This is a genomic window from Stenotrophomonas sp. HMWF023 (assembly GCF_003060985.1).
In the GTDB taxonomy this organism is placed as follows: Bacteria; Pseudomonadota; Gammaproteobacteria; order Xanthomonadales; family Xanthomonadaceae; genus Stenotrophomonas; species Stenotrophomonas lactitubi.
This window is the reverse complement of the sequence record NZ_QAIJ01000025.1, coordinates 1-15,494: the sequence shown is the minus strand read 5'-3', so window position 1 is coordinate 15,494 and position 15,494 is coordinate 1. Positions and strand designations below refer to the sequence as shown.

Here is a 15,494-nt window from a genome sequence, read left to right as displayed (position 1 = left end):
CCGAAGATGAGCGACTCCTGGTTCGTCACCCAGGCCGCCCGCTCGTATTTCGACGAACTGCTGCATGCGGGCGTGAAGATCTACGAGTACGGTCCGCGCATGCTGCATACCAAGGCCTTCATCGCCGACGACGATGTCTGCATCGTCGGCAGCGCCAACTTCGATCACCGCAGCTTCCGCCTGAATTTCGAGCTGTCGATGATGATCAGCGATCGTGGCCGGGTAGCGGAACTGTCTACGTTGCTGCAGTCCGAGTTCGAGCGTGCCACCCGCGTACACGACCAGGCAGGGCGCTCGCTGTGGCTGCATCGGTTGCCCGAGGCCTTCGCGCGATTGGCCTCGCCGCTGCTGTGAGGCAGCGCTACACTGCGGCGATGGCCCGGGGAGACTGACAATGTATTGGCTGTACCTGCTGCTGGCGCTGGGCTGCTTCGCCTTCGCCCTGAAGACACCGAACATGGGGCTGATGTCACTGGCCCTGCTGGCCGCCCTCGCCTTCCTGCTGGCGTGGGTGCGCGGCCGTTACGTCGCACGCTTTGGCGACCTTCAGCGTGATCCGGCGACACTGGTGGACAGCGATGAACTGCGGCGTCTGCGCGAACAGGCCAAGGTGACTTCGACCGACGGCAGCGACCCTCCCTCCCACTCCCCGTAGTCCCGTTCCATGACCCAGCTCAGCGTCAACGTCAACAAGATCGCCGTCCTGCGCAACTCGCGTGGCGGTGCCGAACCGGACGTGGTGCGTGCCGCCCAGGCCTGCCTGGATGCGGGCGCGCATGGCATCACCGTGCACCCGCGGCCGGACCGCCGCCACATCACCGCCGAGGACGTGCTGGCACTGTCGGTGCTGACCCGCGCGCGGGGCGTCGAATTCAACATCGAAGGCAACCCGTTCGCGCCGCCGCGTGAGGGCTACCCCGGCCTGCTGCCGCTGTGCGCGCAGACGCGCCCGGCACAGGCCACGCTGGTTCCCGATGGCGATGGTCAGATCACCTCCGATCATGGTTTCGACTTCGAGCGCGACGCGCAGCGACTGCGCCCGCTGGTGGCCGAGCTGAAGGCAATGGGCTGCCGGGTGAGCCTGTTCGTGGATGCCGGCAACCCGCTGCTGGAACAGGCGGCCGAGGTCGGCGCCGACCGCATCGAGCTGTACACCGGTCCCTATGCCGAGGCCCATGCTGCTGGCGACGCGCGGGCAATGCTTGAACTGTTTGCCACCGCCGCACGCCGTGCACAGGCCGTCGGCCTGGGTGTGAATGCCGGACACGACCTGTCGCAGGACAACCTGCGTGACTTCCTGGCCGATGTGCCCGACGTGTTGGAGGTCTCGATCGGCCACGCCCTGATCGGCGAAGCCCTGTACGACGGCCTGGATGCCACGGTGAAGGGTTACCTGGCACTGCTGTAGCAGCGCATGGGACTTCCCCGGCAGATTGAAGCCGGAGGACGTGCGGCAGGTCGCCGTATTCCGGCCTGGCGTGCGTCCCTGTAGCCGATCTTCCCATCGCAGCTGTTGAGACACCCGTGGCCCATGCTGGCCTGCCGCGGCGATGGCGCGCGCCCGGTCGCAAACCACGCAACCCTGTGGACAAGTCTGGGGTCAACGTGCAGTCCCATGCGCCTCTACGCCTACAGCTACGTGAATCCTGGCCGCTTGCGCCGCCTGTGGTTAGCAATAATACTAATATCTCGTAACGGCCGGAGGGCAACATGCAGCACCCCCCTCGCAACGCCCAGGCCGCCATAAAGGGTCGGGGTTCCACGTCCCACCTTGCCGGGCGCTTCGAAAGCACCGTCAGCGAGGTAGTGGACGACGGCTGGGCGATGGACGAGAGCGAAGAATTCCTCGCTCCGCGCCTGCGCACCGAAGTGCGTGCCGAGACCGCGCGCAGCATCATCAGCCGCAACACCTCGCCGGACGTCGGCTTCAGCCAATCGGTGAATCCGTATCGCGGCTGCGAGCACGGCTGCTCGTACTGCTTCGCGCGGCCCTCGCATGCCTATCTGAACCTGTCACCCGGGCTCGACTTCGAGAGCAAGCTGTTTGCCAAGACCAACGCGCCCCAGCTGCTGCGCAAGGAGCTGTCGAAGCAGGGCTACGTGCCGCAGCCGATCGCGCTGGGCATCAACACCGACGCGTATCAGCCAATCGAACGCAAGTTCAAGCTGACCCGTCAGCTGATCGAAGTGATGCTGGAGACGAAACATCCGTTCTCGCTGATCACCAAGAACGCGCTGGTCGAGCGCGACATCGATCTGCTCGCACCGCTGGCGGCGGAGAACCTGGTCAGCGTGCATTTCTCGGTGACCTCGTTGGATCCGCACCTATCGGCGAAACTGGAGCCGCGTGCCTCGGCACCCCATGCGCGCCTGCGTGCGATGAAGCGCCTGCACGAGGCTGGTATCCCGGTGGGTGTGATGGTGGCGCCGGTGATTCCATGGATCAATGACAGTGAACTGGAAGCCGTTCTGGAGGCTGCGCATGATGCCGGCGCCAGTACTGCGGGCTACGTGCTGCTGCGCTTGCCGCTGGAAGTGGCGCCGCTGTTCCGCGATTGGCTGGATACCCATCATCCGGATCGTGCCGCGCATGTGATGAGCACCATCCAGCAGCTGCGTGGCGGCAAGGATTACGACAGCCAGTTCGGCACGCGCATGCGTGGCCAGGGCGTATATGCGGAGCTGTTGAGCAACCGCTTCAAGCTGGCGCGCAAGCGCCTGGGCTTCAACGCGCAGAACAGCCACTGGCCGAAACTGGATTGCAGCCGGTTCGAGAAGCCGTTGCCGCCGCGCAAGGATTCGCCGCAGGGAAGTCTGTTCTAGAACGCTGGACCGCTGCCTGACTTACCGGCAACAATCTGCGCTTGGCCGGATGGCCTGCAGACCATGGAAGGGTGCAGATGGATTACCTACGATCGGCGAGGGTGCGATTCCGTCTGTTTGGCGATGAATCGATTCGTGCATGAAGCGCCTACATGCCTTCAGCTGTGGTGCGTTTCTGTTTGCCTGCGGCGCCGATGCAGAGGCTGCCCGTGCGTTTGTGGTTGAAGACGCTGCCATGCATGACCTCGCCTGCCTGACGGTCGAGCCGCGCCAGCGACTCTTTGCCTGTCACCAGATCGTTGCCGGCAACAACCGTGTGATCGGGGTTCGACGATTCCGGTCTTCGTGGTGGACCGACCGTTCCACCTTCAGCAAGCTCACGGTCCAGCTCCCCGCTGATGCGAAGGCAGGAGACCGATTCGCCGCTGCAGGTGATCGCGTACGGATGTTCCATAGCAGTGGATCCAGCGCATTCGCCGGAAAGACCGGCTGCTACGGAGTTCCGGTCGCAGGGCAGATCACCGTGATTTCCACCGGAGATTCCGGCATCGAGATCCAGATTGACGCATCGTTCCGCTCCACAAGCCCACTGGAATGGCGCAATGAATGTGATGCACCGACCCAGCTATCAGAGCGCCTGAAAGCCTCGCCCCTGCAGATGCAGGACCTTGATGCATGGACGGGAGCACATGATCCCGACGCATCCCCTTTTGATCAGGCACATCCTGCCAGTCGCTCGCGTGACTGAATTCGAATCAGCGGTGTCTACATGATGAAACGCCTGTGCTGCCTTCCGGCCAGCGCTCTCCTTCTCTCCCTTGTGACCCTGCAGGTGCAGGCTCGCTCCATTCACGAATGCATCGCCGTTCCGCAGGCATCGATTGCCACTGATATGCCAGCCGGTCTGGACGAGTTCGAGCAACATCTGTGGACGGCAAATACAGGTCAGGTGGTGAGCAAGGGCACGGACACGCTCCTTCTGCTGCGCCTCTTCTCGGAGTCGCCGGGCGTGATCGATTCCCAGCAGTTCACCAAGATCACCGGCAGCCTGAAGGGATACACGCCTTCGTCCGAAGGGATGCCGGAGGTAGTGGATGCGCGCTTGACCAGTGGCGGCGCAGGGTTCGCACACAAGGGAGACTACTGGCTGTCCCATTCGGCGGATGTTGAACTACACCAGCCGCACAAGGGCGATGGTCGGATCGAAGTCAAAGTGACGGCTGTCGGATGGAACAGCTATCGAAAAGAAGACCGTTCCTTCTATCTCCAGTTCACCTGCCAACTCAAGGAAATCCCCTTCGAGAAGCTCAGTGCCTGGCAAGGCGGCGACGGTAATCTCTGGCGATCCTTTGGACCCGGCCGATAGCAGGGTGGAACAGCCTGCGTGCAACCACCTCTGTAACGACTGGATCAATGAGGGCATGAAATGAAGATCATCTACTGGCTTGGCATCGCGTTCTTGTGGATGCTCCCATTGAACGTCCTGCTGCTGACGGTCGGCAAGCTGATATCTGGCGAAGCGCTTGGAGAAGAAGAGCTTGTTGGCCTGGGTATCGCAGTGTTCGGTGCAGTAGCGGGCGGGATTCTCTATCATCGCCGTCCTCGGTAGCGTCGAGCTTGCTCGACTTCGCTGCAGGAAGCTTCTGTAGGTGGCACGGAAAGCCCGAAACTGCGCATGCGCGCGAGACATCGGTATTCGGTGGTAGTGCTGCAGCGGCAAGCAAGAGCGCAGAGAGGAACCTCCGGTAGTGCGTGCAAGAAGATCATGATGCCGCAGATGGCGGGATAGAGAGCGTAGGCGGCCAGTCGTCGAGCACTGGTCCATGCATTGCACACGGGGGAATGATGAAGATTGTACTTTGGGCACCTGTAGTCATATTTGCCCTGTTGTCATTGAGAGCAATGGTTTTTGTCGTCTATCAACGGGTAAGTGGGTCCCCCTTCGGGGAAGAGGAAATCATTGTCGCTGGGATCGGATTGGTCTGCGGCTGGATCGCTTGGGTAATGCACAAAACCTTGATCAGACCATGGAGAAAGCAGTGACCCTGGTTTTGAGCCCGTGGTTTGGGGGCGAGCCCTGTCGGCACCGACCGGAACGAGGACGTCAGTTTCGGTCACACCGACCATCTTAGTTGGCCTGACCATGCGACCAACCTCGACAGCCCCGCGGGCTGGAAGGACCACTGCAAGATGCGCGAGCTCAGCTATGAATTGAATGCCATCCGGAGGCCGCTGGGTCGGCTGGGCGCATGGGAAGGCGTGCCAGCATCTGGGGATTCTCTTATCAGCGAGGGCAGCCCGGGTAGTGGTCTGCCTTAGGAGATAGCGCCACTGCTCGCACCACAGCACAGGATCTCGGGGGCCAGCTCCATGATCCGGACAAGGTGCTGGGAACCTCGAGTGACCAGTTTGTATCACCCTGCCCCAAACAACTTCTGCGCACTCTGGAACAGGATCCAGCTGGTTGCGATGAACTTGTCGCCACCCTGTGGCCGATTCCCACGATGGGTATGAGTAAACGCCGTCGGCGCAATCAGCAGGCTGCCGGTGCGCGGCGCGATCTTCCGGCCCTGGAACAGGAACTCGGTTTCGCCTTCTTCGAAGTCGTCGTTGAGGTACAGCGTCCACAGCAGGTGGCGGTGCAGCGTGTCGGCCTGCGCATCCTTCGGGTACAGCTCGCAGTGCCAGTACGGGTAGCCGCCCTCGCCCGCTGTGTACCACTGCAGGTTGATCGCGCCCGGGCGCAGGCAGGTGCGCGCCAGATCCGCAAGCTGCTCCGGTGCCATGTCGGGAAAATCCTCGGCCGACAGACGTCGCGGCTGGCCGTTGCTGTCCTGGATCTGCAACATCAGCGGCGCGATCAATGCCTGTGGATAACGGCGTAGATAAGTCTGCAGACCGGCAAAAACCGCCTGCTGCAGCTGCTGGTCCACATCCTGCCAGCCCTCCAGGCCGCTGATCCGCAGATCCTTGCTGTGCTTGAGTTCCGGGAACACGCCGCTGCCCACTGCACCGGGTTTCAGGCCCTGACTTGCACGCATGCGGGCGACGATCGCAGCGCACACGTCGCTGGGGACGGCGTTGTGGATGACCTCGATGAAATCGACAGGGCCCGGCTCGTGCATGCGTGCATTCCTTCGACGGCAAGGGCTTGATGGTGCCGCTTGCAGCCGCTGCTGTCACCCTGCGGTCATGTCATCAATCTGCCATGACCCCTGTAGGGATGGCCGCTGTCAGACGCTCTTCGCGTCATGCTCCTGGTGATAACGCACGGCCTCGGCGACCTCTTCGCGCGAACCGAGGAACACCGGCACACGCTGGTGCAGCTGGTCGGGTTGCAGGTCGGTGATGCGCTCGCGACCGGTCCAGGCCGTACCGCCCGCCTGTTCCACCAGCAGCCCCATCGGGTTGGCTTCGTACATCAGGCGCAGCTTGCCGGCCTTGCCCGGTTCCTTCTTGTCCCACGGGTAGATGAAGATGCCGCCGCGGGTCAGGATGCGATGCACGTCGGCCACCATGCTGGCGATCCAGCGCATGTTGAAGTTCTTGCCGCGCGGGCCGTCCTTGCCGGCCAGCAGATCTTCCACATAGGCCTGCATCGGCGCTTCCCAGTGCCGCTGGTTGGACATGTTGATGGCGAACTCCTGGGTGGCCGCCGGAATCTGCATGTTCTCGGTGGTCAGCAGGAACTCGCCGGTTTCGCGGTCGAGGGTGAAGGCGTGGGTACCGTGGCCGACGGTCAGCACCAGCTGCGTGCTGGGACCGTAGATGCAGTAGCCGGCGGCGATCTGCTTGCTGCCCGGCTGCAGGAAAGCGTCATCGCCAGGCAGTTCGACGTTGGTCGGGCAACGCAGCACCGAGAAGATGGTGCCGACGGAGACGTTGACGTCGATGTTGGAGCTGCCATCGAGGGGATCGAACAGCAGCAGGAAATCGCCGCGCGGGTAGATGTCCGGCACCGGCTGGCTGTGGTCCATTTCCTCCGATGCGCAGGCAGCGAGGTGACCGCCCCAGGCGTTGGCTTCCAGCAGGATCTCGTTGCTGATGACATCCAGCTTCTTCTGCGCTTCGCCCTGCACGTTGCCGGTGCCGGCCTCGCCGAGCACGCCACCGAGGGCGCCCTTGCTGACGGCGATGGAGATGCTGGTGCAGGCGCGGGCGACGACCGCGATCAGCTGGCGCAGGTCGGCGTTGATGCGGCCGGCGTGCTGCTGCTGGATCAGGAAGCGGGTCAACGAGGTACGGGACATGGGCGGGCAGGTCTCGGCAACGGGGAAACGACTATTGTCGCTGGTCTGACTTGCGCGTGGGTGAGCGGGGAAGGCGTAATCGTTTCCAGATGCGTTGCGCTGTGTGGCGCCTCCCTTTCGTCGAGGCACGCGGGAGGGGGAGACAATGCAGGACACGCTGCAAGTACGTCCATGTAAGCTCGATGGCGCCATCCATGGCGCCAACGGTCCTGCATTGCCTCCCCCTCCCGCGTGCTTCAGGGTTGGCGGCGCGCGCGGAGGGTGTGGCAAGGCAGGAGCAAAAACAAAGGCGCCTTGCGGCGCCTTTGTTTTCAAACCACTGGAGTGGTGCTTCAGCCCTTGGCGACGGTGGCCACGGCCTTGGCGACGTATTCCAGGTTGTTCTGGTTCAGCGCGGCCACGCAGATGCGGCCGGTGCCGACGGCGTAGATGCCGAACTCGTCGCGCAGGCGCTCGACCTGTTCGCGGCTCAGGCCGGAGTACGAGAACATGCCGGCCTGTTCGTTGATGAAAGCGAACTGCGGGGCGCCGGCGGCGGCCAGCTTCTCGACCAGGCCCTGGCGCAGGGCGTGGATGCGCTCGCGCATCTCGGTCAGTTCCTGCTCCCACATCGCACGCAGTTCCGGGTTGGTCAGCACACCGGCAACCAGTGCAGCACCGTGGGTGGACGGGCTGGAGTAGATCGTGCGGATCACGCGCTTGACCTGCGACTGCACGGCCTTGGCGTCAGCGGCGGTCGGCGCCACCATCGACAACGCACCCACGCGCTCGCCATACAACGAGAACGACTTGGAGTACGAGTTGGCGACGATGAAGCTGTCGATGCCGGCTTCAGCGATGATGCGCACGGCGGCGCCGTCCTGCTCGATACCCTTGTCGAAGCCCTGGTAGGCCATGTCGATGAAGGGGAACAGCTGGCGGTCCTTCAGCAGCTGCGCGACCTGCTTCCACTGGCTGACGGTGAGGTCGGCGCCGGTGGGGTTGTGGCAGCAGGCGTGCAGCAGCACCACGGTGCCCGCTTCCAGCTTGCCGAGGTCGGCCAGCAGGCCGTCGAAGTTGACGCCATGGGTGGCCGGGTCGAAGTAGGTGTAATCCACCACCTCGAAACCAGCGGCGCTGAACACCGCGCGGTGGTTTTCCCAGCTCGGGTTGCTCAGCGCGACGGTGGCGTGCGGCAGCAGCTTCTTCAGCACGTCGGCGCCGACGCGCAGCGCACCGCTGCCACCGACGGTCTGTGCGGTGGTGACGCGGCCGGCAGCCAGCAGCGGCGAATCCTTGCCGAACACCAGCTCACGGGTGGCCTGGGTGTACGCAGGCAGGCCATCGATCGGCAGATAGCCGCGCGGTTTGGCTTCGTTGGCGAGCTGCTGCTCGATCTGCTTGACGGCGCGCAGCAGCGGAATGCGGCCGCTCTCGTCGTAGTAGATGCCCACACCCAGGTTGACCTTGGTCGGGCGGCTGTCGGCGTTGTACGCCTCGGTCAGGCCCAGGATCGGGTCGCCTGGGACCAGTTCCACGTTTGCAAAGAAGGACACGGCGGTACTCGTTCGGTAGACGGAAAGGGGGAGGAATTGCGCCACGCGGTTTGCGGCCTGTCGGCCGAAACCGACCCATCGTAACAAAGCCTGCCGGGGCTGGCCGCCGCCATCGTCATCCGCCTGCCCGTACCATGGCGTGCGTTGCCGCCCGATCCATCAACCTGAATCATGAATCCCGCCGCACGACGTCATTGCCTGCCGCTGTCCGCCCTGCTGCTGTCGCCCCTGGCGGTGGGGGCCGCGCCCTCGCCGACCGCCCTGCCCGCTGTGCAGGTGCAGGCCGCGCGGGTGCCGGGCGTGGATCCCTTTGCCCTGCCCGCCAGCCTGGATACGGTGTGGATCGATGCCGACCGTACCGGCGCCAACGCGCAGCTGTCCGAGGCGCTGGGCGGGGTGCCGGGCCTGCTGGCCCGTGACCGGCAGAACTTCGCGCAGGACACCCAGCTGTCGATCCGAGGCTTCGGTGCACGCTCGACCTTCGGCGTGCGCGGGGTACGAGTGCTGATCGACGGTGTGCCGGCGACCATGCCCGATGGCCAGGGCCAGCTGTCGCACGCCAGCCTGCTCGGTGCCGAGCGCATCGAGGTGCTGCGTGGGCCGTTCTCGGCCCTGTATGGAAACTCGTCCGGGGGCGTGCTGCAGGTGTGGAGCGCGCAGGGCCAGGCCGGTGACCCCTGGCGGCTGCGGGTGAATGTCGGTGCCGACAACACGCTCAGCGTCGGTGCGCAGCTGCGCGGCGCGGGCAGGGGCATCGACTACAACGTGGCCGCCAACCATTTCAGCACCGACGGTTGGCGTGACCACAGCCGTGCGCGCCGCGAATCGTTGAACGCGCGGCTGGGAACCGAGCTCGCTGGCGGCCGCCTGGAGCTTCTGCTCAATGCGCTGCACGCGCCGAACGCGCAGGACCCGCTGGGGCTGACCCGCGCGCAGGTGGCGGCCAACCCGCGCCAGGCCACGGCGGTGGCCCACCAGTACAACACCCGCAAATCGGTGCGCCAGCAGCAGGCCGGCCTGCGCTGGACACGGGAAGCCGGTGCGCAGCGCTGGCAGCTGATGGGCTATGCCGGACAGCGCGCGGTGACCCAGTACCTGCCGATTCCGCCGGGACCGCAGGCCAACCCATTGCACGCCGGTGGCGTGATCGACCTGAATGGCGGCTACGGCGGGCTGGACGCGCGCTGGGGCTGGAACGGCGATCTGTGGGGCCGCCCGCTGGATCTGGTGGTGGGCGTGAATGCCGATCGCCAGCGCCAGCACCGCACTGGCTACGAGAACTTCATCGGCACCTCCATGGGCGTGCGCGGTCGCCTGCGCCGCGACCAGATCGACATCGTGCAGAACGTGGACCAGTTCGCCCAGGCGTGGTGGCAATGGAGCCCGCGCTGGTCGCTGTTGGCCGGGGTGCGCCACAGCACGGTGCGCTTCGAATCGGATGATCGCTACATCGTCGGGCGCAATCCGGACGACAGCGGCCGCCGCCGCTACCAGGCCACCACGCCGGTGGCCGGTGTCAGCTTCGAGGCCAGCCCGCAGTGGCGACTGCACGCGGCCGTGGGCCGTGGTTTTGAAACCCCGACGTTCAACGAACTGGGCTACCGCGCCGATGGCCAGGCCGGGTTGGCGCTGGATCTGGCGGCTGCCCGCAGCCGCAGCCTGGAAGTGGGCAGCAAATGGCATGCGCAGGATGGAAGGCAGCTCGATGTGAGCCTGTTCCGCGCAGATACCGACGATGAGCTGGCCGTTGCCAGCAACACCAACGGTCGCAGCACGTATCGCAACATCGGCCGCACCCGCCGCCAGGGTGTGGAGCTGCAGTACCGGCAGACGTTGGCCGAGCAGCTGGAGCTGCAGCTGGCCTGGACTTGGCTGCAGGCGCAGGTGCGCTCGCCCTACCTGGCCTGTGCGGCCAGCAACTGCGCCGTGCCAGACACCGTGGTTGCCGCCGGCAGCCGCCTGCCCGGCGTGCCCCGGCAGCAGGCGTATGCCCGCCTGCAGTGGTCGCCGGGGGACTGGCAGTGGGCGCTGGAAGCTGCGGCCAGCAGCGACGTGGTGGTGAACGACATCGCCACCGAGCGCGCGCCGGGATACGCGCTGCTGAACCTGGAGGCCGGCCGCAGCTGGAGGCTGCAGGCTGGTGAGCTGCGTGCATTCGCGCGTATCGACAACGTGCTGGACCAGCGCTACATCGGCTCGGTGATCGTCAACGACGGCAACGGCCGGTTCTTCGAACCGGGGCCGGACCGCCGCACCAGCGTCGGCCTGCAGTGGTCATGGCGCTGAAGCGGTAGTGCCGGCTACTGGCCGGCATCGCTCCGTGCAGGACTTCAGGAGGTTGCCGGCCAGCGGCCGGCACTACCCGTAAATCGGTGGCCTTGGCCGGCGTGGCGATCAATCCGGGGCCTTGGCTGGCACGAATGGCGAGGTCGGGTCGCTGGCCGGGAAGGTCTCTTCCAGCGCCTCGTCCTGGTTGTCGCTGGCGTGCTGCTTGCGCTCGCGCCGCTTCAGCGGACTCTCCTGGCCGCCGCGATTGCGATCGCCACAGTCCTTGCGGTCCTGTGCGGCCTGTTCAGGCCGGCGAACGACGGGCAATGCACCCTCGTCGGGTGTCGACATGCCCGCACCGCGGTCCTCGGCATCGGCCAGATCGTGTTTGCCGCGCTGCTCACCCGGCTCGGGGGTGTGGTTCTCACGCAGGGGGTCACGGGTGGTGGTCATGGGGCGTTCCTCCGGTAGGCCTCCACTACAGCGCGGACGAGGTAAAGCCGCTGCGAACCTGGCGTCATGAACATCTTTGTCACGACTGGATAACGGCACCGCGCGTATTCCTGCCCACCCGCCCTGCTGCAGGAGCCGGCCATGCCCCGTCTTGAACGCCCCGCCCCGTCCGTGTTCAACGCCCTGCTGGATCCGCTGGGCCAGCGCAGCGCGCAGCGCCGGACCCGCCGCATGGAGGATCCGCAGGCGGTGGCGCAGGATTACCTGCAGTACATGCTGAGTGACTACGAAGAACGCCGCGGACAGGGGCATCGCAACTGGCGCGATCTGTGCCCGGTGTATGCCTTCGCGCTGACCACGCACGCCGCCGACTGGCCGCGTGGCGGTGGCGCCGAGACCTGTGGCGAGCTGGCTGAGCACTGGGACCAGATGCGCGGACAGTCGCGCCTGAACTGGGCCCAGGCGCAGCCGGTGGTGGAAGATGCTTGGCGCGCGCTGGACCATATCCCTGCCGCTGCGGTGAGGCCGCTGCTGCAGTAGTGCCGGCCGCTGGCCGGCAGCTCGATGATGCGCGGGGATGCCGGCCATCGGCCGGCACTACCCGCACGGCGTGCACGTTGCCGACACGGTTGTTTCACGGTGGCCGGCTGAAGCTGGCTACCCCTGCTGAAACCCAGGTGCCCATCATGGCCCGCCCGATCTGGACCGGCACGCTTTCCTTCGGCCTGCTCAACGTACCGGTCTCGCTGATGTCCGGCGAACGCAAGGTCGACCTGCACTTCCGCATGCTGGATTCACGCGACCGCAAACCGATCCGCTTCGAACGGGTCAACGCCGATACCGGCGAGGAAGTGCCGTGGAAGGACATCGTCAAAGCCTACGAGTACGACAAGGGCAGCTACGTCGTGCTGGAGGAAGACGATATCCGTTCGGCGGCCCCGGAGAGCCATGAAACGGTGGAGGTGGAGACCTTCGTCGACGCCACGCAGATCGATCCACGCTACTACGAAAAACCCTATCTGCTGGTGCCGGGTAAAAAAGCCGAGAAAGGCTACGTGCTGCTGCGGGAAACACTGCGCAGCACCGGCAAGGTCGGTATCGCACGGGTGGTGGTGCGCACGCGCGAGTACCTGTGCGCGGTGATGCCCAACGACGACGCACTGGTGCTGATGATCCTGCGTTATCCACAGGAACTGGTCGAGCCTGACGACTACAAGCTGCCCAGTGGAAAGCTCGCTGACTACCGCATCACCAGCAAGGAAACGGCGATGGCCGAGCAGCTGATCGAGTCGATGGCCGGCGACTGGGATCCCTCGCAGTACCACGACGAATTCCGCGAGCGCCTGCAGCAGGTGCTGAACAAGCGCATCAAGTCCAAGGGTGGCACCACCAAGGTGGAGGACGAGCCGGCACCGCGCGAGGACGCCAGCACCAACGTGGTGGACTTCATGGCATTGCTGCAGAAGAGCCTGGATGCCAACAAGCGCACGCCGGCCAAGAAGGCAGCAGAGCGCAAAGCACCGGCCAAGAAGACAGCGGCGAAGAAGGCACCGGCAAAAAAAGCCCCTGCGAAGAAGGCTGCAAAGAAAACCGCCGCGCGACGCAAGGCAGGTTGAGCCATGTCGCTGCATCAGTACCGGCGCAAGCGTCGGCTGGGCGGAGGCAGCGGGCAGACCCCCGAGCCGGATGAAGCGCCCGCACAGGGGAATCCGAAGCGACGGCCGATCTTCGTGGTTCAACTGCACCACGCCAGCAGCCGCCACTACGATTTCCGCCTGGAAATGGATGGCGTGCTGAAGAGCTGGGCGGTACCGAAAGGGCCGTCGCTGCGGGTGGGTGAGAAGCGCCTGGCGGTGGAGGTGGAAGACCACCCTCTTTCCTATGCCGGCTTCGAAGGTGACATTCCGCAAGGACACTACGGCGCCGGGCATGTTGATGTATTCGACCACGGCAGCTGGGCCTGCGAAGGTGATCCGCTGCAGGCATTGGCTGCCGGCAAAATCGACTTCGTGCTGCATGGGCAGCGTCTGGCGGGTGGCTGGAAGCTGGTACGCACGGCGATGAAGGGCCGCCAGGTGCAGTGGCTGCTGATCAAGCGCGACGACGAGCAGGCGCGGGATGCCGAAGCGGATGATCTGCTGCACGCGCCGGCAACCAAATCTGCGAAGGCGGCCCGCGCCACTATGAAGAAGGCAGCGTCAGCGCCGCGTACCGCACACCCACGCAAGGCCGATGCACGCTGGCGTGCGCGCGCGCTGAAGCTGGACGGAGCGCGTGACAAGGACTACCCGCGTCAGTTCAAACCACAGCTCACCGATCATCGCGACAGCGCACCGGACGGCGAGCGCTGGCTGCACGAGATCAAGTGGGATGGCTACCGGCTGCTGGCCGATCTGCACGAGGGCGAGGTGAAACTGCGCTCGCGCAATGGCCTGGATTGGACCGCGGATTTTCCCGAAGTGGTGCAGGCCGTACAGGCGCTTCCGGTACGCGATGCGCGCCTGGATGGGGAACTGGTGGTGCTGGATGACAACGGCCGCAGCGACTTCGCCGCGCTGCAGCGGGTGATCGACGGCAGCTCGAAACAACCGCTGCGCTACATCGTGTTCGATCTGCCGGGCGTGGCCGGGGTCGACATCAGCCGCGCGCCGCTGCTGGAACGCAAGTCACTGCTGAAAGAGCTGATCGGCGATGCAGTTGGCACGCTGGCCTTCAGCGAACACGTCGTCGACCACGGCCCGGAGGTGTTCGACGCCAGCGGCAAGGCGGGCTTCGAAGGCATCGTCAGCAAGCAGATCGACGCGCCCTATATGAACACCCGCGCACGCAGTTGGGTGAAGGTGAAGCACGAGGACACCGATGAATTCCTGATCATCGGCCACACCGCGCCAAAAGGCTCGCGGGTGGGATTCGGCTCGCTGCTGCTGGCCACGCCGGACAAGGGCGGCCTGCGCTATGTCGGCCGGGTCGGTACCGGCTTCGACGATGAGAGCCTGCGCGCGCTGTCCGCCACGCTGGCACCGTTGGCGGTGAACGCAGCGGTGCTGGAGCTGCCGTCGCATGTCCCCTTCCGTGCGGCCAGCGTGCGCTGGGTGAAGCCGGTGACGGTGGCCGAGGTCGCGTTCCGCGGCTGGGGCAAGGAAGGATTGCTGCGCCAGGCCAGCTTCAAGCGACTGCGCAGCGACAAGAAGAAGGAGGACCTGGCGATGAGTGCAGCACCGGCCGACGACGGCGACGACGTGGCCATCACCCATCCTGAGCGCGTGGTGTTCGCGAAGAAGAAGCTCAGCAAGGGTGACGTTGCCGACTACTACCGGCAGATGGCGCGCTGGATCCTGCCGGAAATCAGTGGGCGACCGCTGTCACTGCTGCGCTGTCCCGATGGCGTAGGCAAGGCCTGCTTCTTCCAGAAGCACCACGGCCAGGGCCTGGGCGACGCCGTGCATGCAGTGCCGCTGCAGCAGAAGAGCGGGCGCGAGGACTACGTCTATATCGATGACGAACGCGGGCTGCTGCAATTGGTGCAGATGAACACCCTGGAGCTGCATCCCTGGGGGGCGACGGTGGCCGATCCCGAGCATCCCGACCGGCTGGTGTTCGATCTTGATCCGGGTGAGGGCGTGAGCTGGGCCGACGTGAAGCGCGGCGCGCGTGATGTGCGCGATCGACTGCAGGAGACCGGGCTGCAGAGCTTCGTGCGGTTGTCCGGTGGCAAGGGCGTGCATGTGGTGGTGCCGCTGCTGCCCAAGGCGGACTGGGAGGACGCGAAAGCGTTCTGCGAGGCGTTCGCGCAGGCGATGGCCGAACAGGCCCCGGACCACTACGTGGCGACGATGAGCAAGGCTAAACGCAACGGGGTGATCTTCATCGACTGGCTGCGTAATACACGTGGAGCGACCAGCGTGTGTTCGTGGTCGCTGCGTGCGCGCGAGAGCGCGGGCGTGGCGGTGCCGCTGCGCTGGGAAGAGCTGGCGCGTGTCGGCGCTGCCGATGCGTTTCCGATGGACAAGGCGTTGGCACGGGCGAAGCGATTGAAAGCGGATCCGTGGCAGGGCATCGACGCGCTGAAGCAGACGCTGCCGACGTTGCAGCGGTAATGCCGGCCGCTGGTCGGCAACTGAAGGTTCGCTGGGGTTGCCGGCCAGCGGCCGGCACTACCCGTATC

General features: G+C 65.2%; 15 protein-coding genes. 11 read left to right on the top strand and 4 right to left on the bottom strand.

Annotated elements, in window-relative coordinates; genetic code table 11:
* The 7 genes from DBR20_RS00900 to DBR20_RS00870 all read left to right on the top strand — a co-directional run.
* On the top strand, positions 1-354 hold a 354-nt coding region (locus tag DBR20_RS00900), incomplete at its 5' end, for a phospholipase D-like domain-containing protein (protein WP_258223071.1).
* 40 nt (positions 355-394) lie between these two features.
* Positions 395-655, top strand: a complete 261-nt coding sequence (locus tag DBR20_RS00895) for a hypothetical protein (RefSeq protein ID WP_108264862.1) — start codon at positions 395-397, stop codon at positions 653-655.
* 9 nt (positions 656-664) lie between these two features.
* Positions 665-1,408 (top strand): pyridoxine 5'-phosphate synthase, encoded by a 744-nt coding sequence (locus DBR20_RS00890; protein WP_108264861.1) that lies wholly within the window; start codon positions 665-667, stop codon positions 1,406-1,408.
* Between the two features lie 302 nt (positions 1,409-1,710).
* Positions 1,711-2,823: a PA0069 family radical SAM protein gene (locus tag DBR20_RS00885; protein ID WP_108264860.1), complete on the top strand. Its 1,113-nt coding sequence runs from the start codon at positions 1,711-1,713 to the stop codon at positions 2,821-2,823.
* Between the two features lie 139 nt (positions 2,824-2,962).
* The gene (locus tag DBR20_RS21820) at positions 2,963-3,571 is read left to right on the top strand and encodes a hypothetical protein (RefSeq protein ID WP_146186919.1); all 609 of its coding nucleotides are present in this window, start codon (positions 2,963-2,965) and stop codon (positions 3,569-3,571) included.
* 21 nt (positions 3,572-3,592) lie between these two features.
* Positions 3,593-4,189, top strand: a complete 597-nt coding sequence (locus DBR20_RS00875; RefSeq protein WP_229978532.1) for a hypothetical protein — start codon at positions 3,593-3,595, stop codon at positions 4,187-4,189.
* 60 nt (positions 4,190-4,249) lie between these two features.
* A complete protein-coding gene (locus DBR20_RS00870; RefSeq protein ID WP_229978533.1) occupies positions 4,250-4,432 on the top strand; it encodes a hypothetical protein in 183 nt (60 codons plus the stop codon).
* A gap of 805 nt (positions 4,433-5,237) precedes the next feature.
* On the opposite strand, the gene DBR20_RS00860 is transcribed toward DBR20_RS00870, so the two are convergent.
* The 3 genes from DBR20_RS00860 to DBR20_RS00850 form a co-directional block, all read right to left on the bottom strand.
* On the bottom strand, positions 5,238-5,948 hold the full coding sequence (locus DBR20_RS00860) for a 2OG-Fe(II) oxygenase (protein ID WP_108264857.1): 711 nt from the start codon (positions 5,946-5,948) through the stop codon (positions 5,238-5,240).
* A 108-nt stretch (positions 5,949-6,056) separates the two neighbouring features.
* Complete coding sequence (locus DBR20_RS00855; RefSeq protein WP_108264856.1) at positions 6,057-7,073, bottom strand: class 1 fructose-bisphosphatase; 1,017 nt, start codon at positions 7,071-7,073, stop codon at positions 6,057-6,059.
* A 332-nt stretch (positions 7,074-7,405) separates the two neighbouring features.
* On the bottom strand, positions 7,406-8,608 hold the full coding sequence (locus tag DBR20_RS00850) for an amino acid aminotransferase (protein ID WP_108264855.1): 1,203 nt from the start codon (positions 8,606-8,608) through the stop codon (positions 7,406-7,408).
* Between the two features lie 171 nt (positions 8,609-8,779).
* Between DBR20_RS00850 and DBR20_RS00845 the strand changes: the two genes are divergently transcribed.
* The gene (locus DBR20_RS00845; protein ID WP_108264854.1) at positions 8,780-10,894 is read left to right on the top strand and encodes a TonB-dependent receptor; all 2,115 of its coding nucleotides are present in this window, start codon (positions 8,780-8,782) and stop codon (positions 10,892-10,894) included.
* A 108-nt stretch (positions 10,895-11,002) separates the two neighbouring features.
* Here DBR20_RS00845 and DBR20_RS00840 read toward each other — a convergent pair whose 3' ends face one another.
* Complete coding sequence (locus tag DBR20_RS00840) at positions 11,003-11,329, bottom strand: hypothetical protein (RefSeq protein WP_089241889.1); 327 nt, start codon at positions 11,327-11,329, stop codon at positions 11,003-11,005.
* Positions 11,330-11,470: 141 nt separating this feature from the next.
* Between DBR20_RS00840 and DBR20_RS00835 the strand changes: the two genes are divergently transcribed.
* From DBR20_RS00835 to ligD, 3 genes are all read left to right on the top strand, one after another.
* Positions 11,471-11,869: a hypothetical protein gene (locus DBR20_RS00835; protein WP_108264853.1), complete on the top strand. Its 399-nt coding sequence runs from the start codon at positions 11,471-11,473 to the stop codon at positions 11,867-11,869.
* Between the two features lie 146 nt (positions 11,870-12,015).
* Complete coding sequence (locus DBR20_RS00830; protein WP_108264863.1) at positions 12,016-12,945, top strand: Ku protein; 930 nt, start codon at positions 12,016-12,018, stop codon at positions 12,943-12,945.
* 3 nt (positions 12,946-12,948) lie between these two features.
* Positions 12,949-15,426 (top strand): DNA ligase D, encoded by a 2,478-nt coding sequence (gene ligD / locus DBR20_RS00825; RefSeq protein WP_108264852.1) that lies wholly within the window; start codon positions 12,949-12,951, stop codon positions 15,424-15,426.
* Positions 15,427-15,494 lie beyond the last annotated feature (68 nt).

Bases quoted from the DNA above. Each gene is read 5' to 3' on its own strand.
- ligD (WP_108264852.1), top strand. From the start codon at position 12,949: ATGTCGCTGCATCAGTACCGGCGCAAGCGTCGGCTGGGCGGAGGCAGC.
- DBR20_RS00845 (WP_108264854.1), top strand. From the start codon at position 8,780: ATGAATCCCGCCGCACGACGTCATTGCCTGCCGCTGTCCGCCCTGCTG.
- DBR20_RS21820 (WP_146186919.1), top strand. From the start codon at position 2,963: ATGAAGCGCCTACATGCCTTCAGCTGTGGTGCGTTTCTGTTTGCCTGC.
- DBR20_RS00840 (WP_089241889.1), bottom strand. From the start codon at position 11,329: ATGACCACCACCCGTGACCCCCTGCGTGAGAACCACACCCCCGAGCCG.
- DBR20_RS00835 (WP_108264853.1), top strand. From the start codon at position 11,471: ATGCCCCGTCTTGAACGCCCCGCCCCGTCCGTGTTCAACGCCCTGCTG.
- DBR20_RS00890 (WP_108264861.1), top strand. From the start codon at position 665: ATGACCCAGCTCAGCGTCAACGTCAACAAGATCGCCGTCCTGCGCAAC.
- DBR20_RS00885 (WP_108264860.1), top strand. From the start codon at position 1,711: ATGCAGCACCCCCCTCGCAACGCCCAGGCCGCCATAAAGGGTCGGGGT.
- DBR20_RS00860 (WP_108264857.1), bottom strand. From the start codon at position 5,948: ATGCACGAGCCGGGCCCTGTCGATTTCATCGAGGTCATCCACAACGCC.
- DBR20_RS00895 (WP_108264862.1), top strand. From the start codon at position 395: ATGTATTGGCTGTACCTGCTGCTGGCGCTGGGCTGCTTCGCCTTCGCC.
- DBR20_RS00875 (WP_229978532.1), top strand. From the start codon at position 3,593: ATGATGAAACGCCTGTGCTGCCTTCCGGCCAGCGCTCTCCTTCTCTCC.
- DBR20_RS00855 (WP_108264856.1), bottom strand. From the start codon at position 7,073: ATGTCCCGTACCTCGTTGACCCGCTTCCTGATCCAGCAGCAGCACGCC.
- DBR20_RS00870 (WP_229978533.1), top strand. From the start codon at position 4,250: ATGAAGATCATCTACTGGCTTGGCATCGCGTTCTTGTGGATGCTCCCA.
- DBR20_RS00830 (WP_108264863.1), top strand. From the start codon at position 12,016: ATGGCCCGCCCGATCTGGACCGGCACGCTTTCCTTCGGCCTGCTCAAC.